The organism is Terrabacter sp. LjRoot27 (genome assembly GCF_964254175.1).
Taxonomy (GTDB): Bacteria; Actinomycetota; Actinomycetes; order Actinomycetales; family Dermatophilaceae; genus Terrabacter.
The window spans coordinates 114862-137965 of record NZ_CAXUSS020000002.1 but is presented as its reverse complement, the minus strand read 5'-3'; the positions used below and the strand labels follow the sequence as shown (position 1 = coordinate 137965).

Sequence of the window (23104 nt, the reverse complement as noted above, 5' to 3'; positions counted from 1 at the left end):
TGCAGCAGGCGTCACGAAGTGCCCGTGACAGGTGTCACGGCGCGCCCGACCGGACAGACTGGGCCCATGGCCGACTTCGAGGTGCACCTCGACTCACCCCTGCCCGCACCCGAGGCGTGGCGGCGCATCCTCGACCTGCGCGCGCACACCGCCGTCATCCCGCTCACGACGGTGACGGGCGCGGCGATGGCGGCCAGCGACCTCGTCGACGGGTCACGCTTCGTCGCGCGCACGGGGCTCGGGCCCGTCGGTTTCGACGACGTCATGGTCGTGCAGGCGATCGACCCGCCGACCACGCACTCACCCGGGAGCGCCCGGATCCGCAAGGAGGGCAAGGTCGTCCGTGGTCGGATCGACCTGCTCGTGACGCCCACGGCCTCGGGCTCGACGGTCGTGTGGAGGCAGCGCATCGGCGTGCGCGGCGTGCCCGCGCGCCTCGACCCCGTCGTCGCGAAGGTGGCCGGGGCGGCATACGGCTCGACGATCCGCAGGCTGCTCGCGCGCAGCTGAGGGCCCGGCGCGGGCCCGCGCGACACACGAAGTGCCGCGCGGGGACGGTCCCCGCGCGTGGTCACCCCGCGCCGGACCGGCTTCGTGTGTCGTGGGGGACCGAGGCGGTCACCGCCAGCCGAGCTCCGGCGCGACGTGCGTCAGGAGGCTCTCGATGACGTGCGCGTTGTAGTCGACGCCGAGCTGGTTGGGCACGGTGAGCAGCAGCGTGTCGGCGGCGGCGATCGCCTCGTCCTCCGCGAGGTCACGGACGAGCTGGTCGGGCTCACCGGCATACGTCTTGCCGAAGCGCGCCGTCCCGCCGTCGATGTGTCCGACCTGGTCCTGGCTGGCGGACTCGCGGCCGAAGTACGCGCGGTCCCGGTCGTCGACGATGGGGAACACGCTGCGGCTCACGGAGACCCGCGGCTCGCGCTCGTGCCCGGCTGCCGTCCACGCGTCGCGGAAGCGCTGGATCTGCTCGGCCTGCAGCTGGTGGAACGGCACGCCGGTGTCCTCGGTGAGGAGGGTCGAGCTCATGAGGTTCATCCCCTGCTCGGCCGTCCACTCGGCGGTGGCCCGGCTGCCGGCGCCCCACCAGATGCGCTCGCGCAGCCCCGGCGCGTGCGGCTCGATGCGGAGCAGACCGGGCGGGTTGGGGAACATCGGGCGCGGGTTCGGCTCGGCGAACCCCCGGCCGGAGAGGACGTCGAGGAAGACCTCGGTGTGCTGCCGGGCCATCGCGGCGTGGTCGCCGTCGGTGGGCTCGTAGCCGAAGTAGCGGAAGCCGTCGACGACCTGCTCGGGTGACCCACGGCTGATGCCGAGCTGGAGCCGGCCGCCGGAGATGAGGTCGGCCGCGCCCGCGTCCTCGGCCATGTAGAGCGGGTTCTCGTAGCGCATGTCGATGACGCCGGTCCCGATCTCGATCCGGCTCGTCCGCGCGCCCACCGCGGCGAGGAGCGGGAACGGCGAGGCGAGCTGGCGGGCGAAGTGGTGGATCCGGAAGTACGCGCCGTCCGCGCCGAGCTCCTCGGCCGCGACGGCGAGGTCGATGGACTGGAGCAGGGCGTCCGAGGCCGACCGCGTCCCCGAGTGCGGGGAGGGGTTCCAGTGCCCGAACGAGAGGAATCCGATGTTCTTCACGTGTGGTGAACAACGCCGACTGCGGCGCTCTTCCCGCACGGTCCACGGACGCCCGCGCGGGCCGGTGCGCACCGGTCGGACAATCCGGAAACCCCTGTCGCGCCGAACGACAAGGCATGACGCGCCTACGATTTGCCCTCAGCGGGATCCTCGCCGCGGTCGCCGGGATCGCAGCCGGCCACCTCGTCGCGGGCTTCCTCGCTCCCGCATCGTCGCCGGTGCTCGCCATCGGGTCGACCGTGATCGACCTGACCCCCACGCCCGTCAAGGAGTGGGCGATCGCGACCTTCGGCACGAACGACAAGCTGATCCTCCAGGGGTCGGTGCTCGTCGTGACGCTCGTCCTCGCCGCCGTGGCCGGCCTGCTCGCCCGACGCCGGATGCCCCTCGCCGTCGGCTTCATCGTGCTGCTCACCGGCCTCGCCGGGGCCGCCGCGCTGCTGCGTCCCGCCGCCCGCCCGCTCGACGCCCTGCCCGCCCTCGCGGCGATGGCCGCCGGCGTCGCGACCCTCGTCTGGCTCGCCGGCCTCGCCCGCACCGCCTCCGGAGACGTCGCCGAGGAGACGACCGGGCCGCGTGGCTCGGTCATGACGAACGCCACCGAACCCGGCACCCGCTCGGCCACGGCACGCTCGACCGCCGGACGTCGCGGATTCCTCGGCGGGGCGCTCGGCGTCACCGCCCTCGCGGTGCTCGCCGCCGTCGGTGGCCAGCTGCGCGCCGGCGCCCAGTCGGTCAAGAAGGTCGTCCTGCCCGCCGCGGCCGACAAGGCGAAGGCGCTGCCGAAGGGCCTCGAGTCCACCGTCACCGGGATCTCGCCGCTGCGCACGCCGACCGACAAGTTCTATCGCGTCGACACCAACCTCGTCGTGCCGCAGGTGGACGTCGACACGTGGACGCTCGAGGTCGACGGCATGGTCGAGAAGCCCTTCACGATGACCTTCGCCGAGCTCGCCGCCATGCCGCTCATCGAGCGCGACATCACCATGACGTGCGTCTCCAACGAGGTCGGCGGCGGCTACATCGGCGCCGCCCGCTGGCTCGGGGTCAGGCTCACCGACGTCCTTGACCGCGCAGGCATCACGGGCAGCCCCGACCAGGTGCTGAGCACCGCCGTCGACGGCTTCACCATCAGCACGCCGCTCGCCGTCGTCCGCGACGGGCGCGACGCGATGATCGCCATCGGCATGAACGGCGCCCAGCTCAGCGCCACCCACGGCTTCCCCGCCCGCCTCATCACGCCCGGCCTCTACGGCTTCGTCGGCGCGACGAAGTGGCTGGCCAAGCTCACCCTGACGACGTATGCCGCCGACCAGGCCTACTGGACGAAGCGGCAGTGGGCGACGGACGCCCCGATCAAGACGAGCGCGCGCATCGACACGCCCGCGCCGCTGTCGACGATCAAGGCCGGCACGACCGCCATCGGTGGCGTCGCCTGGGCCCAGCACCGCGGCGTCGGCACCGTCGAGGTCAAGATCGACGACGGCCAGTGGCAGAAGACGAAGCTCGGACCGGACGTCGGCATCGACTACTGGCGCCAGTGGTACTTCGAATGGGACGCCAAGCCCGGACTCCACCGCATCGCGGTGCGCGCCACCGACCTCAAGGGTCAGGCGCAGATCACCGAACGCGCCACGCCGTTCCCCAGCGGGTCGAGCGGCATCCAGGAGGTGGTGGTGTCCGTCGCGTGAACGCATACGCACCAAGATCCGCGAAAAAACTTCTCCGACAAGCAATCCGGAGCCACAACGGCACCGAATCCCCCATGACCGTGCACCACACAGCCACAAGGAGTGACTGACATGAAGAGCATGAAGACCCGTACCGGCCTCGTCGCCCTCGCCATCGCCCTGCCCCTGAGCCTCGCGGCCTGTGGCAGCTCGAGCGACAACACCGCCTCCGCCGGTGCCGGCAGCACGCCCGCCGCGACGTCCTCGGACGCCATGACGAGCACGCCCTCCGACACGATGACCTCGTCCGAGTCGATGGACGCTGCTGCGGCCGTCTTCGGTGAGGGCTGCGCCGCCGTGCCGAAGGACGGTGCCGGCTCGTTCAACGGCATGGCCACCGAGCCCGTCGCGACCGCGGCGAGCGCCAACCCGCTGCTCTCGACGCTCGTCACCGCCGTCAAGACGGCCGGCCTCGTCGACACCCTGAACTCGGCTCCCGAGATCACCGTCTTCGCGCCCGTCAACGACGCGTTCGCCAAGATCCCGGCCGCCGACCTCAAGAAGGTCCTCGCCGACAAGCCGACCCTCACCAAGATCCTCACGAACCACGTCGTGGCCGGCAAGCTCTCGCCGGACCAGCTCGCGGGCGACCACAAGACGCTCGCCGGCACCACGATCACGGTCAAGGGCTCTGGCGAGAACTTCACCGTCGGCAAGGCCGACGCCAAGGTCATCTGCGGCAACGTCCCGACCGCCAACGCCACGGTGTACATCATCGACGGCGTCCTGATGCCCTGATCGTCTCCTGACCAGGCTGACGCAGACCACGACGACGGGCGACACAATGGACCCCATGTCACGGTTCTCGGTGGTTCCCTCCGGCGATGACTCGCCGGAGGGACCCGCCCGCCCAGTCACCCCGGAGCAGCTGCTCCGCCGAGCGGCGACGGGAGACGAGACGGCGTTCGCAGAGCTGTACGACGCCGTCTCCCCCCGCCTCTTCGGTCTCGTCCGCCGGGTCGTGCGCGACCCGGCCCAGTCCGAGGAAGTCACCCAGGAGGTCTTCCTCGAGATCTGGCGACACAGCGCACGCTTCGACCCGAGCAAGGGTGGTGCTCTCTCGTGGATGCTCACCATCGCTCACCGCAAGGCCGTCGACCGGGTCCGGTCGGCGGAGGCAGCCCGCCACCGCGACGAGGGATACGGCGCCAGCAACCAGGACGTCACCCACGACTCCACAGCGGAGGCCGTCGTCGAACGGCTCGATGCGGAGCGGGTTCATCGGGCGTTAGAGACGCTCACACCGGTTCAGCGGCAGGCCCTCGAGCTGGCCTACCTCTCGGGATACACCCATACGGAGGTGGCCACCATGCTCGATCTGCCACTCGGGACCGCCAAGACACGCATCCGTGATGGACTGATCAGACTACGAGACACGTTGGGGGTGACACTGTGAGCGAGGACATCCACGCACTGTCGGGTGCCTACGCCGTGGACGCCCTCGACGAGGTCGAGCGGGCGCGCTTCGAGCGTCACCTCGCCGGCTGCACCGCCTGCCAGGCCGAGGTCGAGAGCCTCGTCGCCGCCGCGTCGGAGCTGTCGGTGCTGACCGAGGTCGCCCCGCCGGCCTCGCTCCGGGCCAAGGTGCTCGCCGAGATCGCGACCGTCCGTCCCCTGCCGCCGCTCACCGCGCAGCAGGGCGACGCCGCCGACGAGGACGTCACGTCCACGCCGCCGGCCCCCGTCCAGGCTCCGGCCGCTGCTGCCCCCGAGACCCGCATCGAGCACGGCGACGACCTCGCCGGCCGACGCCGGTCCCGCTCGGCCCGTGGGCTCGCCCGCGGCTGGCGCGTCGTCGTCGCGGCCGCCACGGTGGCCGTGCTCGCCATCGGCGGGTTCACCGTGTGGAAGCAGATCGACAAGGACCCGTCCCGGGCCATCGCCGACCAGGTGCTCGCAGCACCTGACGCCACGCGCTACGGGGCGCGGCTCGCCGGCGGTGCGACGGCCACGGTCGTCCGCTCGAACTCGCTCCAGAAGGCCGTCATCGTCACCTCCGGCATGTCGCAGCCGCCCTCGGGCAAGGTCTTCCAGCTGTGGCTCCAGGACGCGACGGGTCACATGACCTCGGCGGGCCTCATGCCCGGCGGCGGCGACCAGGTGGTCGTGCTGAGCGGCGACGCCAGCCACTCGAAGGGCGCCGGCATCACGGTCGAGCCCGAGGGCGGTTCCGACCAGCCGACCTCCAACCCCGTGGCCTTCATCGCCTTCGCCTGAGACGACCGGTCGCTCGCACGTCGGGCGGTCACGAGCTCGCTCCCGGCTTCCCCAGCTGGAGCTCGTGACCGCCCGGCTTCGCGTCGCCCTCGCGCGTGTACGTTGACGCCTCATGGACTGGACCGAGGTGGCGGGCTTCGTGACGGGCGCCGCGTGCGTGGCCCTCGTCGTGCGCCGCAGCGTGTGGAACTTCCCCGTCGGCATCGCCAACAACGTCCTCTTCCTCGTGCTGTTCACCGGCGCCGGCCTCTACGGCGACGCCGCCCTCCAGGTGCTCTACATCGCCCTCGCGGTCCTCGGCTGGTGGGCCTGGCTGCGCGGCGGTCCCGACCGCGGGCCGCTGACGGTGCGCCGCACGCCGCGCTGGTTCTGGCCGGTCGCGGTGGTGCTCGTCGCCGTCGCGACGTGGGCGGTGTGGTCGCTGCTCACCCGGCACACCGACTCCGACGTGCCGACGTGGGACGCCCTGACGACCTCCCTCAGCCTCGTGGCGCAGCTGATGCTGAGCTTCAAGTGGATCGGCAACTGGGTGCTGTGGATCGCCGCGGACCTGCTCTACGTCCCCCTCTACCTCCACAAGGGGCTCACGCTCACCGCCGTGCTGTATGCCGGCTTCCTCGTCCTCTGCGCCGTCGGCCTCTGGCAGTGGTGGCGGCTGCGCGACGCGCCCGCGGACGTGGCCGGGACCCGCGACGCGGCCTTCCGGAGTGAAGGCTCGCTCGCTCGCACGCTCGCGAGCGACCCTTCCCCGGCTCCAGCAGGCGAGGTGGGCGGACGGTGAGCGGGCGCCACGGGCACGGGCTCGTCATCGGCAAGTTCTACCCCTTCCACGCCGGCCACCAGGCGCTCGTGCGGGCCGCGACGAGCACCTGCGACCGGGTCACCGTCGAGGTCATGGCGCACGCCGTCGAGTCGATCCCCGTCGACGTCCGCGTCGGCTGGGTGCAGGCCGAGCACCCGACGGCTCGCGTCGTCGCGGCCCCCGACGACCACGACGTCGACTTCGACTCGCCGGAGGTCTGGGACCTGCACATGGAGGTCATCGAGTCGCACCTCGACGGTCCCGTCGACGCGGTCTTCACGAGCGACGCCTACGGCGAGGAGATGGCCCGCAGGCTCGGCGCGACGTGGGTGCAGGTCGACCCGGGACGGGCCTCGACCCCGATCTCGGGCACCGCGGTGCGCGCCGACGTCGCCGGGTCGTGGTGGGCGCTCCCGTCGCCGGTGCGGGCGTGGTTCGCCAAGCGCGTCGTCGTCGTGGGCGCCGAGTCGACCGGCACCACGACGCTGGCCGAGGCCCTCGGCGAGCACTACGGCACGACGGTCGTCCCCGAGTTCGGCCGGGAGTGGACCGAGCGGCGACCCGGCGGGCTCACCGCGCCCTGGCACACCGCCGAGTTCGACCTCGTCGCGCGCGAGCAGGCAGCACAGGAGGACGCCGCGGCCGCCGCCGCACCCCGACCACTGCTCGTCTGCGACACCGACGCCTTCGCGACGACGCTCTGGCACGAGCGCTACGTCGGCTCGCCGTCGCCGACCGTGCGCGCCCTCGCCGACGCGCGGCCGGCACCCGCCCTCTACGTCCTCACCGGCGACGAGATCCCGTTCGTCCAGGACGGCATGCGCGACGGCGAGCACGTGCGGGCGTGGATGCAGGGCCGGTTCCGCGAGGAGCTCGCTGCGCGAGGCGTGCCGTGGGTCGAGGTGCGCGGCAGCCACGAGGAGCGGCTGGCCGCGGCCACCGCGGCCGTCGACGACGTCATCGCCGCGGGCTGGCAGCTCGCCGACCCCGTGGGCTGAGGCCCGCCGCGCTCCGGCTGGCACAATCACGAGCGTGACCACGTCAGGGGAGCAGGCACACACGGGGCTCGGCCACGTCTCGAACGCACCGACGCGCCCCGGCGCGGCCGGACGGCACACGGACGAGCTCGACCTCACCGACCTCTACGGCACGTCCCGGGAGGCCGGCGCCGACGCGGGCCCGCCCCTCGACGAGAAGCTGCGGCAGGCGTACTTCTGGATCACGAACCACGCCATCATCAGCCCCCACTACGACGTCGAGTTCCACGACGGCCCGAGCGAGCGGATCCCGTTGGGCGACAGTCGCGGCGAGCTGACGCTGCCGAGCGGGCAGTCCTACTCGAGCTTCGTCCTCATGCCGCTGCTGACCTTCATGGTGCGCGGCCGCTGCCTCATGGTCGGCGGCCCGGGGCGCGGCAAGACCGCGAGCGCCCTGCTCATGGGCGTCCTCGCCGGCTACACCCCGACCGAGATGCGACGGGGGATGCAGCACGGCCACCCGCAGCTGACCGTCGCCGACCTCTTCGGCACGCCGCTGCCGCGCGACCTCGTCGAGGCCGAGAGGCTCTCGGACGTCGAGGTGGCGTGGCGCTCGTGGCTCGGCATGCGCGTCAAGATCGTCGACGAGTACAACCGCATCCCGACGCGGACGCAGTCGGCGCTGCTCACCGTGCTCGCCGACGGCTACGTCGAGACCTTCGACCAGGTCTACGAGACGGGCCACAGCGCGTGGTACCTCACGGCCAACGACGACGCCGGCGGCGGCACCTACCAGGTCATCGACGCGCTCCGGGACCGCATCGACGTCGTCGTCGCGGCGCTGCCCTTCAACAACCGCTTCCTCTCGGCGCTCGTCTCGCGCGCCGAGCGGAGCGTGCGCCCCGAGGACGTCGTCCCCGACTCCATCGTCTTCTCCGAGGCCGAGCACGACCGGCTCCACCGGGCGGTGCTCGAGGTGCCGATCCCGCGGCCGGTGCTGCGCCGGATCGAGCACTTCGCCGGGCAGTTCGAGTACCTCGAGCGCGCGGGTAGCCAGTTCGAGTACCGCACCAAGGACACGGCGCGGCTCGCCGGCGTCGACCCCCACCTCGTGCAGCAGGAGGACACGGGCCGCGACGCCCTGAGCGACGTCGGCACGCAGACGACCGCGGGCCTGTCGGTGCGCGCGCTCCAGTCTCTCGTGCTCTACAGCAAGGCGATGGCGCTCTTCCGCGGCGACGACGCGGTCGGCGTCGACCACGTGCGCGCGGTGCTGCCCTTCGTCCTCTTCCAGAAGCTGCCGATGGACACCGAGGCGCGCGTCTTCGAGCAGGACGACACCGCGGCGCTGCGCCTCGACCGGGTGTCCTGGCTGCACGCGATGTTCGACACGACGTGCCGGCAGTTCGACGCCGAGGGGCTCGACCGTGACGACCCGGTCGGCGACGCACTCGCGCTCTTCGACCGCGGCCTCGACGGGCTGGGCGCCGACGAGGTGCGTGCCCGGATCACCCACGTCGGGCGGCTCCTCACGTCCCTCGCCGCGCAGCGCAAGGTCTACGGTCACACCTTCGACGACGCGCTCACGCTCAAGTACCTCCACCAGCGCTACACGAACTACCTCTCCTGGCTGCGCTGGTCGTCATGAGTGCGTATGCCGCCGGGCCGGGCTCGTCGGTCGAGGCAGCCCCGCTGTGGGCCGCTGCGCTCCGGCGGGTGGCGGACGACCTGCGCCACGACCTCGACGTGGCGCGAGCCGGTGGGGCCTCGGACGCCGCGCTGGCGGCAGCCCTGCGGGCGGCGGGCCCCGGCTTCGAGCGGTTCGTCGCCCGCCAGGGAGCCCCGGCCGGGTCCGTCCCGGAGCCGGTCGTCGACCGGTGGGCCACGCACTGGGCGCGGTCCGTCGTCGCGCTCACCGCGGCGGGCCGCTACGGCGAGGGCTCGGTCGCGCGGTGGGTGCTCGAGTGGGTCGTCCCTGCGCTGCGGCTCGACCTGCGCACCGTGACCCCGCTCGTCGTCGACGACCTCGTGACGGCGGCTGCGCAGGTGTCGGGGCGAGCCGATGCCACCGGCTGGGCGCGAGGCATCGAGGCGGGCCTCGCCGGCTGGCCGGCCGACGTGCCGCTCACCGACGACCGCGTGCGCGAGCTCGGCGCGGTGTCGGCCTGGCGCGCCGGGCACGTGCGGCTCCGCGCCGCGGCCCGGTCGGTGGCGGCGAGCCTGCCCGACCCTGTGGCGCGTGCGGTGCTCCGGCTCGAGGAGGGCCAGCAGGTCGGCGACCTGCTGGCGCGCAACGCCGCCGTGCCGTGCGCGTGGGGTGCAGCGGTCGAGAAGCGGCCCGTCGGCGCCTTCCAGGGCTTCGGCGGCGCGTGGCTCCTGCCGCCGGTCGTCACCGGTGGCGACGGGCACCGCTGGAGCGTCGTGTCGGGCCCCACCCGGTGGACGGTCCTCACGGACGCGTTCGGCGACGCGGTCCTGCCCGACGAGGGCGAGCCGACCACCGAGGACCCGGCGCCGCTCGTCCGTGAGGAGTGGTGGGACCGCTACGGCGACGACATTACGGGCGCCGTGCGGGCCGGGGGCGCGGTGCTCGTGAGCCGGCGCTCGAGCCACCGGCTCAGGCTCGTGCCCGACCCCGGGGTCACTCCATGACGGACGCCGCGGCGAAAGGCACGAGAGGCACGACGGGCACGACGGGCACGACGGGCACGACTGGCACGGTCGACTGGGACGGGCTCGAGCAGCGCTGGCGCGCAGCCTGGCCCACGGCCCTCGCCTGCTGGGGGCCGTCGCTGCGGCTCGGCGAGCCCCGCTTCCTGACCCCTGCGGACGCACCGGGCACGACGAGCTTCGCGTGGTTCGACCTGGACGACGTCGGCGCGACCATCGACCTGCGCGCCGTCGTGCGGCTCGGCATCGAGGACGTCGCCGTCCCGGTGCTCGCCCACGAGATCGGCCACCACGTGCTCGCTCCTGCCGACGCGACCGGGCGGGCCCGCATCGTCGAGCGCTGCCGCCGTGGTCTCGTCGACCGCGATGCCGACGCGCCCATGGTCTCGAACCTGTGGACCGACCTGCTCATCAACGACCGCCTGACCCGGCTCGCCGGGCTCGACATGACCGCGCCCTACCGCGCGTCCCGGCGCACCGTCGCCGCCCAGCACCCCGAGCCGGCCCCTGACGCGAGGCAGCGCGCAGGCACCGCGCGTCACGACGCCACGGCGCCGGACACGTACTTCGACGTCTACCTCCGTGCGTACGAGCTCATGTGGTCGCTGCCGAGCGGGAGCCTCGTGCCGCCGCTCGGCGCCGCGGCCGAGGTCGACGCCGGCTTCCTCGCGCGGCACGCCCGTGTCTTCGCCCGCGACGCGGTCGGTGGGGCCGGCGGGTTCGCGGCGCTGATCCGGCACTGGCTGCCCGAGCCGACGCCGTCCGGCCTCCAGGGCCCGTGCCACGTCACCGGCGGCAGCGCGACGGCCCCCGACGTCGCCGAGGACGACTCGCTCGCGGGCCTGCCGACGCACCCGGCGCTCGACCCGCGCGTCAACAGCCAGGCCCCCGGGGCGAATGGCCCGGACAGCGACGGCTCCGGCACGGCGGAGGGCGCGGTCGACGGGACCGGGAACGGGTCCGGCCAGGTCTTCGGGCCGGCCGACCTCGCCACGCTATACGCGACGCTCGGCGTCACCCGCGATGCCGCTGCCGACTGGTACGTCGCCCGCGCGCGGCGCCATCTCGTCCCCTTCCCCGTCGACCACGAGCAGCCCGTCAGCGAGCCCGAGCTGCAGGGCCTCGAGACGTGGGAGCTCGGCGACGACCTGACCGACCTCGACTGGACCGGCACGACGCTGCGCTCGGCGACCGTGCTGCCCGGGATGACGACGCAGCGCCGCGTCGTCGAAGAGGCGGAGGGGCTCGACCCGGTCGAGCGCCCCGTCGACCTCGACCTCTACGTCGACTCGAGCGGCTCGATGCCGGACCCACGCGCCCTCGTGTCGCCAGCCGTCCTCGGCGGTGCGGTGCTCGTGCTCTCCGCACTTCGGGTGGGCGCTCGTGTCCGGGTGACGAGCTGGTCGAGCCCCGGACAGGTGACCTCGAGCGGTGACCTCGGCACGGACCGCGACCGGCTCGTCGCGGCGCTGCTGACCTACCACGGGGGCGGCACGAGCTTCCCGCTGCACGACCTCGCCACCGCCCACGACGGGCGAGCAGCCGACCGTGCCACCCGCCGGCGCTGCCACGTCGCGGTCATCTCCGACGACGGCGTCGAGTCGATGTTCGGCCGGGGCCAGGAGCCGGGCCTCGAGTCCGCGGCCGCTCGCGCCCTCGACCGTGCCGGTGGCGGTGGCACGCTCGTGCTCCGCGTCGCACCGGAGACCGCCGAGCGCACCCGCACCATGTCCGGCGACTACGTCGTGGAGGCGGTCGACAGCCTCGACGACGTCGTGTCGCTGGCGCGGCACTTCGCGCGGCGACACTGGGACACCGGCCCGAGGAGGACCCTGCGATGAGCACCCGCCCCTACGAGCAGCCACTCGACCACTCGGACGAGGGACCGTGGCTGCGCACCCTCACCGACCGCCTCGTCACGATGCCACCGGTCTTCCTCCGTCCCGAGGTCGTCACCGAGGCCGTGCTGCGCGACGGTCTCGAGCTGGTGCGGACGGAGCGGCTCACGCCCGGAGCGCTCGCCGCGCTGCGGCGCCTGGCGTCAGCCGCCCTGCCCGAGCGCCTTGCCGCCCACGTCGCCGCCCACCTGCTCACCGAGCCGGCGCTGCGGCCGGCGCTGGCCTCGCGCACCGTCGCGGACCTCGTCGAGGCGATCTGGCACTTCACCTCCCTCCCCTCGGATGTGCCCCTGCGCCAGTGGTTCGGCGACGACCCGGAGCGGCACGAGGAGGTCGCACGAGCGCTGCTGCGCTGCGTCGAGATCCGTCCCCGCGGCGAGACCCACGCGCAGTCCGAGGACCGGTGGCAGGCGGTGAGCACCGTCCTGCGCTCCGACGCCCTCCGCCTCGCCGCCATCGAGCAGCAGCGCGCCGACGAGCTCGCCAAGGCCCTCGCCAGCAGGCGGGCCCGGGAGGCTGCGGCCCAGTACACCCATGTCTGACCCGGTCGCCCGGCCCACGGCCCTCCCCGGCTACGAGCCGATGGGCGCCGCCGTGCGCACGGACGCCGAGCGCTTCCCCGCCCTCGACCCGAGCGGACGCGAGCGCCTCGACGCCCTCCGGCAGCACGCACACGCCCCCGCCTGGAGCCACGCCTGCGGCGACCTGCTCACCGACGTCGACCACCTGACGCTGGAGGCCTGGCGGCGGGAGGTGCCGTCGCTCGCGGCGGCAGCGAGCGCCGAGCCGCCCGCCTGGCTGGTCGCCGAGACGGAGCGGCTCGCACGCGTCGTGCCGCACCTGCGCCGGCTCGGGGTGCGTGCGTGGGCCGACGTGCCCACCATCTCGCGCGCGGACCTCGCCCGTGGCGTGGCCGACTTCGTGCCCCTCGACGTGCCCCTCGACCGTGTCGTGCAGGGCACGAGCTCGGGGTCGAGCGGGTCGGCGCTCGTCATCCCGTGGCACCCCGTCGACATCGCCAAGGACCTCGCCCTGCTCGACCTCCTGCTCACGGGTGTCGGGGTCGACTGGCGCGAGGACCCTTCTCGGATGGGGCTGCTCAGCGTCGTCGACCAGGAGCAGGCCTTCACGTACGCGTCCGCGATGACGCTGCGCGGCGGCCAGTCGATGTCGCGCGTCAGCCTCCACGCCTCCGCGTGGGCGGACGCCGGGGCCCGACGCGCCTTCCTCACGGCCGCCGACCCGCAGGTCGTCACGGGCTCCGCCCTCACCCTGCAGACGTATGCCGCCCTCGACCTCCCGTGCTCACCGCTCGCCCTCGTCTCGGGGGCCGTCGACCTCGCGACCCCGGCCAGGGCCCACCTCGAGACGACGCTCGGGGTGCCCGTCCTCGACCTCTACGGGCTGCGTGAGGTGGGCCCGGTGGCGTGCGAGACGGCGACCGGGGCCGGGCACGTGCTCGTGCCGCGACGCGCGTGGGTCGAGGTCGTCGACGAGGCCGGCGACCGCGTGGCCGACGGGACGGCGGGTGAGATCACGGTGTCGTCGCTCGAGAACCCCTACCTGCCGTTGCTGCGCTACCGGACCGGCGACCGCGGCGCCCTCGTCGGCACGGGGACGGAGCGCCGCATCGTCGGGCTCGAGGGCCGGTCGGCGGTGACGTTCGCGGCCGGGGACGGGCGGCGGGTCCAGTCGGTCGAGCTGACCCAGCAGCTCCAGCGCTTCGGCGTCCGCGCCTGGGCGGTCGTGCAGGACGCGGACGGGTCGGTCACCACGCGCTGTCTCGGCGGGGACGCGGACGGCCTCCGGAAGGCACTCGAGGCGCTGCTCGACCGTCCGGTCACCGTCGAGACGGTCGCCGCTGCGGCCGACCTCGGCCCGGGCAAGCCACGGCGCTTCACGAGCGCCCCCTGATCCGCGGCGGCGCGCCCGGGGGAGCGGACGGCATACGCCATCGGTCGGCGACGAGCGTCAGTGCGGCCGACCGGCCGCGTCGGCCCAGATGTCGAGCGGCACCGAGCGGATGCTGCGGCCGTCGAGGTCGAGCTCGCGGCCCATCCGCTTGATCGAGCGGAGCACCATCGACCGGTCGTGGATGGTCATCTGCGGCACCTCGGCGGCGAGCCGCGCCTCGACGTGCGAGAGCTCGTGGAGCGAGTGGGTCGTGAGCGCGATCATGAGGTTGGGGCGACCACCGGAGATGCGCCAGCACACCCGGATGCCCGGCAGGCGCCGGAGGGTCGTCGCCACGGCGTCGATGTCGCCGGCGTCGGCGTAGGCCCACAGCCAGCTGATGACGGGCCAGCCCGAGTCGGGCAGCGCCATGTCGCAGCGGAGGACGACGCGACCGTTGCCGACGAGGTCGGCGAGACGCCGCCGGACGGTGCTCTCGCTGAGGCCGGCACGGGCGGCCATGGTGGCCACCGGCATGCGGCCGTCCTCGCCGAGCAGCAGGACCAGCTGCCGCTCGACCGCGTCGTAGCCGCGGGCGAGGTCGGTCTGCTCGGACGTCAGGCCGTCGAGACGCGGCTGCGGCGCCCGCATCATGACGGCGCGCTGCGAGGCGTCGAGCACGTGCAGCTGCCAGTGGTCGCCCATCGAGTAGACCTTCGTCACCGCGTGGCTGCTCGTCGCGACGACGCCCGGGATCGTGCCGACCGACTCGAGGAGGAAGCGGGAGAGGAACGCGAGGTCACGCACCTCGACGAGGATCGTCAGCGACCGCGGCCCGCTCGTGTGCTCGACGCTGAGCACGTGGGGCAGCTCCGTGACGCGCCGGGCGATGGCGAGCGTCTGGGCGGCGCTGCAGCTCAGCTCGACGACGGCGAGGCACGACTCGGGGCGGCCCTGACCCGTCGCCCGCCCGGACACCCAGGCGATGCCCGCCCCGGAGAGGCGCTGCCAGCGCCGGGCCACCGTCACCGGGTCGACGTCGAGCGCCTCGCCGACGAGCGTCCACGACGCGCGGGGCTGCAGCTGGAGGCAGTTGACGATCGCCAGGTCCAGCTCGTCAGCACGTGCGGCGGAATCCTGCGGAATCTCAGCACTCGTCGCGCCATCCTGCGCATTCCGGGCTCCTCGTGGCATGGCTGCCATTCTCGTCCCCGGGCGCGGCCGGCTCAAGGCAGGGTCCGCACCGACGAACAGACGACCACCAGACGACGAACCGACGACGAACACAGGAGCGACGGATGCCTCCCGAAGGCGCGACCCGCGAGATGACGCGACCCACCCAGCCGGCCGGCCTCGACTGGACGACGCGGCTCATGGAGATCGACACGACGAGCCGCGACAGCAACCTGCCGCTCATCGACCTCGTCGCCGGGTACCTCCGGGAGCACGGCGTCGAGCCGGTCCTCGTCACGAACGACGACGGCACCAAGGCCAACCTGCTCGCGACCTTCCCGGCCGCGGACGGCACGACCACCGGTGGCGTCGTCCTGTCGGGGCACACCGACGTCGTGCCGGTCGACGGGCAGGACTGGGCCAGTGAGCCGTTCGTCCCCGAGATCCGCGACGGCCGGCTCTACGGCCGCGGCTCCTGCGACATGAAGGCCTTCATCGGGTCCGTCCTCGCCACCGTGCCGGCCCTGAGCACCACGCCGCTCCGGGAGCCGGTGCACCTGGCCCTGTCCTACGACGAGGAGGTCGGCTGCGTCGGCGCCGTCTCGCTCGTCGACGCGATCGTCGAGCGCGGGCTGAGCCCCCGCGCCTGCATCGTGGGCGAGCCGACGAGCATGCGGGTGATCCGCGGCCACAAGTCGCTGACGATGCTGCAGGTGACCTTCCACGGCGTCGCCGCCCACTCCTCGCGGACGCCCTTCGGCGTCAACGCGATCGAGTATGCCGCCCAGCTCGTCCGCTTCGTCCGTGGCGTCGCCGACGGCTTCCGCACCGACGGCCCGTTCGACGAGCACTACGACGTGCCCTTCACGACGGCGACCGTCAACCAGATCGAGGGCGGGATCGCCGTCAACACCGTCCCGGCCCAGTGCGCCCTCACCTTCGAGTTCCGCGCCGTCGGCGCGGTGGACGTCGACGCGACCGTCGAGAGGTTCCGGGCCGAGGCGCGTCGCATCGAGGCCGAGATGCGTCGCGAGAACCCCGACGCCCGCGTCGAGGTGTCCATCGGCGCCCAGGCCCCCGGCCTCGACACCCCGGACGACGAGGACGTCATCGACCTCGTGACCCGGCTCGGCGGCGAGGCCTCCACCGAGAAGGTGGCCTACGGCACCGAGGCCGGCCTCTTCCAGAGGGCCGGCATCCCGACCGTCGTCTGCGGCCCCGGCGACATCGCGCAGGCCCACGCGCCGGACGAGTTCGTCGCGATCGACCAGATCGAGCGCTGCGACGCGTTCCTCGCCAACCTCCTGACCCACCTCAGCGCGTGACCTCCGCCCCACCTCCCCCGCCGTCCCGAAGGAACACCATGACCCTGACCGCCACACCGACAGACGTGACTCCCGAGCGCCTGGCCGAAGCCCGCAAGGCCGTGCTGAGCAGCTCCATCGGCGCCGCGCTCGAGTGGTTCGACATCATCGTCTACGCCTCGTTCGCCATCGTCATCGCCGAGAACTTCTTCCCCGAGGGCGACCAGACCCTGGGCCTGATCCTCACGTTCGCGACGTTCGCCATCTCCTACCTCGTCCGGCCGCTCGGCGGGATGCTCATCGGCGGCTACGGCGACCGGCACGGACGCAAGAAGGCGCTGACCCTGACGCTCCTGCTCATGATGGTGGGGACCGTCCTCATGGCGGCCGCGCCCACCCACGCCATGGTCGGCGCCTGGGCCGGGGTCATCATCCTCGTCTCGCGCCTCGTCCAGGGCTTCTCGGCAGGCGGCGAGTTCGGCTCGGCGACGACGTTCCTCGTCGAGACCGCACCCCACCGCAAGGCCTACTACGCCTCGTGGCAGGTGGCGAGCCAGGGCATCTCGATGTTCCTCGCGTCGGCGTTCGGCTACGTGCTCTTCAACCAGCTGTCCAAGGAGGACCTCTACTCCTGGGGCTGGCGCATCCCGTTCATCATCGGGTGCCTCATCGGCCCGGTCGGCCTCTACATCCGGGCGCGTCTCTCCGAGCCCAAGGAGTTCACCGACAGCACGCCGAACGAGGCCCCGATCCGCGCGACCTTCACCGAGCACCTGGGGCGCGTGCTCACCGGCTCGGCCTGCGTCGGCGTCGCCACCATCTCGGTCTACCTCATCCTCTTCATGCCGACGTATGCCGTGAAGAACCTCGGCGTCCCGGCGAGCGCCGCCTACCTCGGTGGCGTCGTCGCCGGCATCGTGACGATGGTCGGCGTCCCGCTCGTCGGCCGGCTCGCCGACCGGGTCGGACCGGCCCGGATCATGGTCTGGGCCGCCGTGGGTGCGCTCGTGCTCGCGTGGCCGCTCTTCGCCATCGTCATCGCCTCGCCGACGGTCCCGGTCCTCGTCGTGTCGATCGGGGTGCTGGGCGTCATCATGGCCTTCTACTTCGGCCCCCTGCCGGCCCTGCTGACGACGCTCTTCCCGAGCGACGTGCGCGCCACCGGCGTCTCCGTGGCCTACAACGTGGGCGTCACGGTCATGGGCGGCATCGCCCCGCTCGTGCTGACCTGGCTCATCGGCCTCACCGGCTCGCTCAACGCTCCCAGCGTCTACTACATGGTGGTCGCCGTGGTCTCGCTCGTCGGGCTGACGGTGGCCCGCCGACGCTACGGCGCCGCCTGAGCACCGGCCGTCCGCGGCGTCGGCGTGCTCGCCCGACGTCGCGGACGGCATACGCCCCCCGGTCAGGCGGGCGTCAGACGGACGGGGGCCAGCGACGACGGCGCCACTCGTCCCAGGTCGCGAGGCCGGCCGGAGGATCGTCGACCGGCTCACTCCCGTCGAGCTCACCGGGCGTCGGGACGTCGATGCTCGCGGCCCAGGCGTCGAGCTCCGACTCGGACATGTGCCACGTCGTGTGTGACGCATCGGCCAGACGCTGGTCCAGGCGACGGCGCTGCTCGGCGCGGGTGAGCTCGACGTAGTGGATCTCGACGACCGCACCTCGGTCCGTGGCTGCCTGGCGTAGCGCCGAGCGCTCGTCCCGGGACCAGAGGCCGAAGTCGATGACGACGTCGGTGCCGAGCTCGAGGGCGCGGAGGCCGACCTCGACGAGCCGGCCCTCGATGACGTCCTGGGCCGCCGGCGGGTTCTCGCTCCCGTAGAGCGCCTTGACCCACTCGTCCTTCGTCAGGCGAAGGGCGCCGCGCTCGACCTCGAGGCGCCGGGCGGTCGTGGTCTTGCCGGTGCCGGGCAGTCCCACGGTCAGGAACAGGGTCGGGGGTCTCATCGATCACCTTTCAGCGGGGCTGAGCGACATCATCATCACCCACCTCCGGGCCGGTGGCCCAGAGCGCTGACGATCCCGCCGGGGCGCCGGGTCGCGAGGTACGTTGTCGCCATGAGCGACACCCCCGGTTCAGGCGGGTCCACCGGGCCGACGGTCCCCGACGAGCAGTTCACGGTCCCCGTGCCCAACGTGCCCAACGTGCCACGCGGCCCGGGCGCCGGCGCAGCCGGACCGACGACGCCTGCGGCTGCGGCTCCGACGCAGGCCATCCCCGTCTTCGAGCCGACGCGGGAGCTGCCCACGGCCGACCCGTCGTGGCCCGCCCCGCCACCGTCCGCTCCACCCGTGCCGCCGAATCCGTATGCCGGACAGCCGGTCTGGCCGGCGAGCCCCACTCCCGGCCGAGTCACCGACGAGACCGTCGACCCGCTCCTCGGGCAGATCGGGGTGGCGCTCTTCTGGATCACCGTCGGCTGGTGGCTCTTCGTCCTCATCCGCGTGCTCGGCTTCCTGACCCGCAACGGTCTCACCGACACGATCCTCATCCGGACCATCGACCTCGGCGCCGAGGAGACCGTCGTCGCAGCGGTGCTGTCCGTCCTCGCCGCACTGCTGCTCCTGCTCGGTCGTGGACGCTCCGGCCGGTCACCCCTCGGATGGGCCTCCCTCGCACTCGCCGTCGTCACGGTGGGCGTCGCCGTCTGGCGCCTGCTGCCGTGACCGGGATCGCTTGAGCGCGAGCGAGATCCGATGCTCACCCCCTCAGCGGCCCGGGAGGTCGCAGACGCCTACGGTCTCGACGGGACCGCGACCCTGACCGGGCCGGTCGCGCGGGGCCAGCTCGGCCAGGTGTGGCGCCTCGACACGGGGCACGAGAGCCACGCCGTCAAGGAGTGGTTCGCGACGCCCGACCTCGACGCGGCCTCCAGGGACGCCGACCTCGTCGACGCGGCCCGCGGGCACGGGGTCGTCACACCGCGGATCCGGCACACGCCCACCGGAGACGTGGCCACGACCGTCTGCACGGCCGACGGCGACACGGCGGTGCGGGTCTTCGAGTGGGTCGACCTGCAGCCGCGCACGCGCCGGCTCGACCCCGTCGCGGTCGGACGCACCCTCGCGGGGCTGCACCGGGCGGGTGCGCCGTCGGACGAGGCCGTCGACAACTGGTTCGCGACCGGCTTCGGCGAGCAGCGCTGGCGCGACCTGCACCAGCGGGTGCTCGACGAGGGCGCGCCGTTCGCCGGGCAGCTCGGGGCGCTCGTGGACGAGCTCGTCGCCGTCGAGTCGGTCGTCGAGCCGCACGAGTCGACCATCGTCTGCCACCGCGACCTCTGGGCCGACAACGTGCTCGCCACGGTGGGCGGCGAGGTCTGCGTCATCGACTTCGAGAACCTCGGCCCGGCCGACCCGAGCCAGGAGCTCGCCATGGTGCTCTTCGAGTTCGGCGACGACGACCCGGCGCGGGCGCGGCTGCTCCACACGGCATACCGCGAGGCCGGCGGCCCGGGACGGGTCACGCGGCGGGGCCACTTCACGATGCTCGTGGCCGAGCAGGCCCACATCGGCCAGCTCGCCTGCTCGCGCTGGGTCGGCGCGAGCAGCGAGTCCGAGCGCGAGCGCCTCGCGGCCTGGTTCCTCGAGATCCCCGACGACCCGGTGACGCTGCCGCGCATCGACCGGGTGCTCGCCGCCGTCACCTGACGTCGGCGGGCACCGGGGGCTCGTCCCCCTCAGGCCCGGACGACGCGCAGGGTCCGCACCTCGAACGCGCTCAGCACGATGGGCACGTCGCCGTCGGTGACCGCGACCCCGCCGTCGTCGAGCGGCTCCTCGAGGAGCGTCGCGGTCGTCACCGAGGCGACCGGGAGGTCGAGCCGCAGCACGCCGCGGGCCCGCCCGCCGAGGGACTCGTAGACCCGGACGACGAGGTCGCCCGAGCGGTCGGCCGCCTCCTTGACGCTCGACAGGACGATGCCCTCACCCGTCACGGTGACGAGCGGCGCGACCCCGTGAGCGCCCCTGACCCGGCGGGCCGACGTGCCCATGAGCGCGCCCTCCCGGGTGGCGACGTCGGCGTCCGCACCGACGACGAGCCCGTAGCGGTGGGTCTGGACTCCCTGGTCGGTCTCGGGGTCGGGGAAGCGCGGAGCCCGGAGCAGCGACAGCCGCACGGTGGTGACGACGTCGTCGCCGACGACGTCGCGGGTCACGTCGTGCCCGTAGGTCGAGTCGTTGACGAGCGCGACCCCGAAGCCGCGCTCCTCGGCGAGCACGAAGCGGTGCATCGACGTCTCGAACTTCGCCGCCTCCCAGCTCGTGTTCGTGTGCGTGACCCGGCGGTGGAAGCCGAACTGCGTCTCGGCGGCGACGTGCTCGGCGCGCACGTCGAGCGGGAAGGCGACCTTGAGGAACTTCTCCGTCTCGTTCCAGTCGGTCTGCTGCGAGATCTCGAGGAGACGCGCGCCCGGTGCGAGCGAGAGCTCCTGTCGCACGGTCGAGTCCGCCGAGATCTGGCGCTCGACGACGACCCGCGCCACGCCCTCGTCGTCGACCGCCGCCGTGAGGGCGGAGACGTCGCGCAGGTCGGTGACCCGGTTGCGGTAGTAGCGGTCGACGTCCCACGCGTCCCACCGGTTCGGGACGTCCTCGTGCAGCTGGAGGAGGTTGCCCTCGCGGCCCGGCGAGATGGCGTCGCGTCCGGTCGCGAGGTCGACGGCCGAGGTGAGGAGCCCCTCGGCCGAGACGGTCACGGCGACGACGCCGTTGTCGAGCACCCAGCCGCCGTCGCGCTCGACCAGCGACACGGCATACGCCCCGGGGCCCTGTGCCTCGAGCGGCGTGACGCCGCCGGCCGGCACCCCGGCACGCTCGAAGGGCGCCGCGTTGGCCTCGACCACGACGTCACCCTCACCGACGAGCGCCGCGAGCGACCGCGCGACGATCGCCTCGGCCGCCTCGGTGACCCGGGCGTACTGCTCGACCGCCTCGCGGTGCACCCACGCGATCGACGTGCCCGGGAGGATGTCGTGGAACTGCTGGAGCAGCACCTGCTGCCACAGCGCGTCGAGCTCGTCGTGGGGGTATGCCGTCCCCGTCCGCACCGCGGCCGTGGCCGCCCACAGCTCCGCCTCGACGAGCAGGTGCTCGGTGCGACGGTTGCCCTGCTTCGTCCGGTGCTGCGACGTCAGCGTCGCGCGGTGCAGCTCGAGGTAGAGCTCACCGACCCAGACGGGCGCGTGCGGCAGCTGCTCACGGGTGCGGTCGAAGAAGGCGTCGGGGTGCTCCCAGCGCACCCTCGGGCTGCCCTCGAGGTCGGCGAGGCGGCTCGCCCGGCCCGTCATCTCGCGGGTCGTGCCGCCACCGCCGTCGCCCCACCCGACCGGCGCGATCGAGCCGGTCGCGACGCGGCTCTCGCGGAACTGGCGCGAGGCGAGGGCGACCTCCGCGCCGGAGAGCTGTGCGTTGTAGGTGTCCATCGGCGGGAAGTGGCTGAGGACGCGGGAGCCGTCGATGCCCTCCCAGAGGAAGGTGTGGTGCGGGAACGTGTTGACCTGGTTCCACGAGATCTTCTGGGTGAAGAACCACTCGAAGCCCGCCCGTCGCATCAGCTGCGGCAGCGCCGGGGAGTAGCCGAAGCTGTCGGGCAGCCAGACGCCGCGGCAGCGGATCCCGAGCTCGGTCTCGAAGAAGCGCTGGCCGTGGAGGAACTGGCGCACGAGCGACTCGCCCGACGGCATGACGGTGTCGCTCTCGACCCACATGCCGCCGAGCGGGACGAAGCGGCCCGCGTCGACGGCCGCCTTGACCCGCTCCCAGACCTCCGGCCGGTGCTCCTTGATCCACGCGTACTGCTGGGCGCTCGACATGCCGTAGACGAAGTCGTCGGTCTCGTCGATGAGCGTCGCCATCGACGACGTCGTGCGGGCCACCTTGCGGATCGTCTCGCGCACGGGCCAGAGCCACGCGCTGTCGATGTGGGCGTGGCCGACGGCGGAGATCTCGTGCGCGCTCGCCTCGGCGGGCCGCGCGAGCACGTCGACGAGGGCGGCGCGTGCCTCGGCGGCCGTCGACGCCACGTGCTGGAGGTCGAGGCGGTCCATGGCGTCGTCGAGGGCCTGGAGCACCTGCATGCGGCGCGGACCGGCCGGCAGCTCGGCCTGCAGCTCGAGCAGCACCTCGACGTCGAGCGCCAGCTCGAAGACGTCGCGCTCGAAGACGGCGAGGTCGAGGCGGCCGGTCGTGTAGAGGCGCTTCGAGGAGCTCGTGACGATGTCACCCTCGCTCGTCGGCACGAAGGGGTTGCCGGCGACGAGGATCGGGTTCGAGGCGGCCTCGACGTAGAGCTCGACGGCCTGCCCGGCCTCGGCCTCGTCCGCGACGAGGACCCACTGGTTGCGCGGGTTCAGCGACTTCACCGGCGTGCCGTCGGCGCGGTAGACGAGCCCCTCGCACTGGAAGCCCGTCATGTCGCGGTCGAAGCCGAGGTCGGCCACGACCTCGACGCGGCGCCCGGCCCAGTGCGCCGGCACCTGCCCGGTGAGCCGGAACCACGTCGTGCCCCAGGCGGCGCCCCACGGGGTGCCGACGGCATACGGCGTGTAGTCGAGGGCGAGGCCCTCGGCCGGCGCCACGGGCTCGCCCGGCAGCTCGTGCCACTGGGCCGTCAGCGGCACCGACTCGGCGTGGACGGCCGGGAGGATGCGCTCCTTGAGAACGCGCGTCACGCGCCCCACGGTCAGGGGGATGTCGTCGTGCATGGCTGCCTCTCGGGAGTGCGGGGGTCCACGGTCTCGGTCCGTGCACACGACCCGGCCGATCCCCGCGAGTGGCGACCCCCGGCATATCGTGACCG

The 23104-nt window shown here is 73.2% G+C and carries 20 protein-coding genes; 16 read left to right on the top strand and 4 right to left on the bottom strand.

Going from position 1 to position 23104, the window contains the following annotated elements; all coding sequences use genetic code 11:
• Positions 1-66: 66 nt before the first annotated feature.
• Positions 67-510 carry an SRPBCC family protein gene (locus ACSQ2D_RS21295; RefSeq protein ID WP_435987999.1) on the top strand — a complete coding sequence of 148 codons (444 nt, stop codon included), beginning with the start codon at positions 67-69 and terminating at the stop codon, positions 508-510.
• Positions 511-618: 108 nt separating this feature from the next.
• Here the strand turns inward: ACSQ2D_RS21295 and ACSQ2D_RS21290 are convergent, their stop codons facing one another.
• Positions 619-1635 carry an LLM class flavin-dependent oxidoreductase gene (locus tag ACSQ2D_RS21290; protein WP_435987998.1) on the bottom strand — a complete coding sequence of 339 codons (1017 nt, stop codon included), beginning with the start codon at positions 1633-1635 and terminating at the stop codon, positions 619-621.
• A gap of 116 nt (positions 1636-1751) precedes the next feature.
• Between ACSQ2D_RS21290 and ACSQ2D_RS21285 the strand changes: the two genes are divergently transcribed.
• The 11 genes from ACSQ2D_RS21285 to ACSQ2D_RS21235 all read left to right on the top strand — a co-directional run bounded on the left by ACSQ2D_RS21285 (position 1752) and on the right by ACSQ2D_RS21235 (position 13843).
• Entirely contained in the window at positions 1752-3326 is a 1575-nt protein-coding gene (locus ACSQ2D_RS21285; RefSeq protein WP_435987997.1) for a molybdopterin-dependent oxidoreductase, read from the top strand.
• A 111-nt stretch (positions 3327-3437) separates the two neighbouring features.
• Entirely contained in the window at positions 3438-4103 is a 666-nt protein-coding gene (locus ACSQ2D_RS21280; protein WP_435987996.1) for a fasciclin domain-containing protein, read from the top strand.
• Between the two features lie 55 nt (positions 4104-4158).
• Complete coding sequence (gene sigK, locus ACSQ2D_RS21275) at positions 4159-4761, top strand: ECF RNA polymerase sigma factor SigK (protein ID WP_435987995.1); 603 nt, start codon at positions 4159-4161, stop codon at positions 4759-4761.
• Positions 4758-5582 carry an anti-sigma factor gene (locus ACSQ2D_RS21270; RefSeq protein WP_435987994.1) on the top strand — a complete coding sequence of 275 codons (825 nt, stop codon included), beginning with the start codon at positions 4758-4760 and terminating at the stop codon, positions 5580-5582. The genes sigK and ACSQ2D_RS21270 overlap by 4 nt, the downstream gene beginning before the upstream one ends.
• A 112-nt stretch (positions 5583-5694) precedes the next feature.
• A complete protein-coding gene (gene pnuC / locus ACSQ2D_RS21265) occupies positions 5695-6363 on the top strand; it encodes a nicotinamide riboside transporter PnuC (protein WP_435987993.1) in 669 nt (222 codons plus the stop codon).
• Positions 6360-7382, top strand: coding sequence for an AAA family ATPase (locus ACSQ2D_RS21260; protein ID WP_435987992.1), 1023 nt, complete (start codon positions 6360-6362; stop codon positions 7380-7382). The genes pnuC and ACSQ2D_RS21260 overlap by 4 nt, the downstream gene beginning before the upstream one ends.
• A 34-nt stretch (positions 7383-7416) precedes the next feature.
• Positions 7417-9009, top strand: a complete 1593-nt coding sequence (locus tag ACSQ2D_RS21255; RefSeq protein ID WP_435987991.1) for an ATPase — start codon at positions 7417-7419, stop codon at positions 9007-9009.
• Positions 9006-10013, top strand: a complete 1008-nt coding sequence (locus tag ACSQ2D_RS21250; RefSeq protein WP_435987990.1) for a hypothetical protein — start codon at positions 9006-9008, stop codon at positions 10011-10013. Before ACSQ2D_RS21255 ends, ACSQ2D_RS21250 begins: the two co-directional genes overlap by 4 nt.
• Positions 10010-11872: a hypothetical protein gene (locus tag ACSQ2D_RS21245; protein ID WP_435987989.1), complete on the top strand. Its 1863-nt coding sequence runs from the start codon at positions 10010-10012 to the stop codon at positions 11870-11872. The genes ACSQ2D_RS21250 and ACSQ2D_RS21245 overlap by 4 nt, the downstream gene beginning before the upstream one ends.
• A complete protein-coding gene (locus ACSQ2D_RS21240; protein WP_435987988.1) occupies positions 11869-12471 on the top strand; it encodes a hypothetical protein in 603 nt (200 codons plus the stop codon). Before ACSQ2D_RS21245 ends, ACSQ2D_RS21240 begins: the two co-directional genes overlap by 4 nt.
• Positions 12464-13843, top strand: coding sequence for a CoF synthetase (locus tag ACSQ2D_RS21235; protein WP_435987987.1), 1380 nt, complete (start codon positions 12464-12466; stop codon positions 13841-13843). The genes ACSQ2D_RS21240 and ACSQ2D_RS21235 overlap by 8 nt, the downstream gene beginning before the upstream one ends.
• Before the next feature lie 57 nt (positions 13844-13900).
• Here ACSQ2D_RS21235 and ACSQ2D_RS21230 read toward each other — a convergent pair whose 3' ends face one another.
• Complete coding sequence (locus ACSQ2D_RS21230) at positions 13901-15016, bottom strand: Lrp/AsnC family transcriptional regulator (RefSeq protein ID WP_435987986.1); 1116 nt, start codon at positions 15014-15016, stop codon at positions 13901-13903.
• Positions 15017-15120: 104 nt separating this feature from the next.
• Between ACSQ2D_RS21230 and argE the strand changes: the two genes are divergently transcribed.
• Entirely contained in the window at positions 15121-16320 is a 1200-nt protein-coding gene (gene argE / locus ACSQ2D_RS21225; RefSeq protein WP_435987985.1) for an acetylornithine deacetylase, read from the top strand.
• 38 nt (positions 16321-16358) lie between these two features.
• Positions 16359-17642 (top strand): MFS transporter, encoded by a 1284-nt coding sequence (locus tag ACSQ2D_RS21220; protein WP_435987984.1) that lies wholly within the window; start codon positions 16359-16361, stop codon positions 17640-17642.
• Between the two features lie 73 nt (positions 17643-17715).
• Here the strand turns inward: ACSQ2D_RS21220 and ACSQ2D_RS21215 are convergent, their stop codons facing one another.
• On the bottom strand, positions 17716-18249 hold the full coding sequence (locus tag ACSQ2D_RS21215) for an AAA family ATPase (RefSeq protein WP_435987983.1): 534 nt from the start codon (positions 18247-18249) through the stop codon (positions 17716-17718).
• 111 nt (positions 18250-18360) lie between these two features.
• On the opposite strand from ACSQ2D_RS21215, the gene ACSQ2D_RS21210 reads away from it, so the two are divergent.
• Together ACSQ2D_RS21210 and ACSQ2D_RS21205 are read left to right on the top strand one after the other, a co-directional pair.
• A complete protein-coding gene (locus ACSQ2D_RS21210; RefSeq protein WP_435987982.1) occupies positions 18361-18969 on the top strand; it encodes a hypothetical protein in 609 nt (202 codons plus the stop codon).
• Between the two features lie 30 nt (positions 18970-18999).
• Positions 19000-19953 (top strand): phosphotransferase enzyme family protein, encoded by a 954-nt coding sequence (locus tag ACSQ2D_RS21205; RefSeq protein ID WP_435987981.1) that lies wholly within the window; start codon positions 19000-19002, stop codon positions 19951-19953.
• Between the two features lie 29 nt (positions 19954-19982).
• On the opposite strand, the gene ACSQ2D_RS21200 is transcribed toward ACSQ2D_RS21205, so the two are convergent.
• Positions 19983-23009: an alpha-mannosidase gene (locus ACSQ2D_RS21200; protein WP_435987980.1), complete on the bottom strand. Its 3027-nt coding sequence runs from the start codon at positions 23007-23009 to the stop codon at positions 19983-19985.
• Positions 23010-23104: the final 95 nt, after the last annotated feature.

Bases quoted from the DNA above. Each gene is read 5' to 3' on its own strand.
- ACSQ2D_RS21295 (WP_435987999.1), top strand. From the start codon at position 67: ATGGCCGACTTCGAGGTGCACCTCGACTCACCCCTGCCCGCACCCGAG.
- ACSQ2D_RS21285 (WP_435987997.1), top strand. From the start codon at position 1,752: ATGACGCGCCTACGATTTGCCCTCAGCGGGATCCTCGCCGCGGTCGCC.
- ACSQ2D_RS21280 (WP_435987996.1), top strand. From the start codon at position 3,438: ATGAAGAGCATGAAGACCCGTACCGGCCTCGTCGCCCTCGCCATCGCC.
- sigK (WP_435987995.1), top strand. From the start codon at position 4,159: ATGTCACGGTTCTCGGTGGTTCCCTCCGGCGATGACTCGCCGGAGGGA.
- pnuC (WP_435987993.1), top strand. From the start codon at position 5,695: ATGGACTGGACCGAGGTGGCGGGCTTCGTGACGGGCGCCGCGTGCGTG.
- ACSQ2D_RS21250 (WP_435987990.1), top strand. From the start codon at position 9,006: ATGAGTGCGTATGCCGCCGGGCCGGGCTCGTCGGTCGAGGCAGCCCCG.
- ACSQ2D_RS21245 (WP_435987989.1), top strand. From the start codon at position 10,010: ATGACGGACGCCGCGGCGAAAGGCACGAGAGGCACGACGGGCACGACG.
- ACSQ2D_RS21240 (WP_435987988.1), top strand. From the start codon at position 11,869: ATGAGCACCCGCCCCTACGAGCAGCCACTCGACCACTCGGACGAGGGA.
- ACSQ2D_RS21235 (WP_435987987.1), top strand. From the start codon at position 12,464: ATGTCTGACCCGGTCGCCCGGCCCACGGCCCTCCCCGGCTACGAGCCG.
- ACSQ2D_RS21230 (WP_435987986.1), bottom strand. From the start codon at position 15,016: ATGCCACGAGGAGCCCGGAATGCGCAGGATGGCGCGACGAGTGCTGAG.
- argE (WP_435987985.1), top strand. From the start codon at position 15,121: ATGCCTCCCGAAGGCGCGACCCGCGAGATGACGCGACCCACCCAGCCG.
- ACSQ2D_RS21220 (WP_435987984.1), top strand. From the start codon at position 16,359: ATGACCCTGACCGCCACACCGACAGACGTGACTCCCGAGCGCCTGGCC.
- ACSQ2D_RS21215 (WP_435987983.1), bottom strand. From the start codon at position 18,249: ATGAGACCCCCGACCCTGTTCCTGACCGTGGGACTGCCCGGCACCGGC.
- ACSQ2D_RS21210 (WP_435987982.1), top strand. From the start codon at position 18,361: ATGAGCGACACCCCCGGTTCAGGCGGGTCCACCGGGCCGACGGTCCCC.
- ACSQ2D_RS21205 (WP_435987981.1), top strand. From the start codon at position 19,000: ATGCTCACCCCCTCAGCGGCCCGGGAGGTCGCAGACGCCTACGGTCTC.
- ACSQ2D_RS21200 (WP_435987980.1), bottom strand. From the start codon at position 23,009: ATGCACGACGACATCCCCCTGACCGTGGGGCGCGTGACGCGCGTTCTC.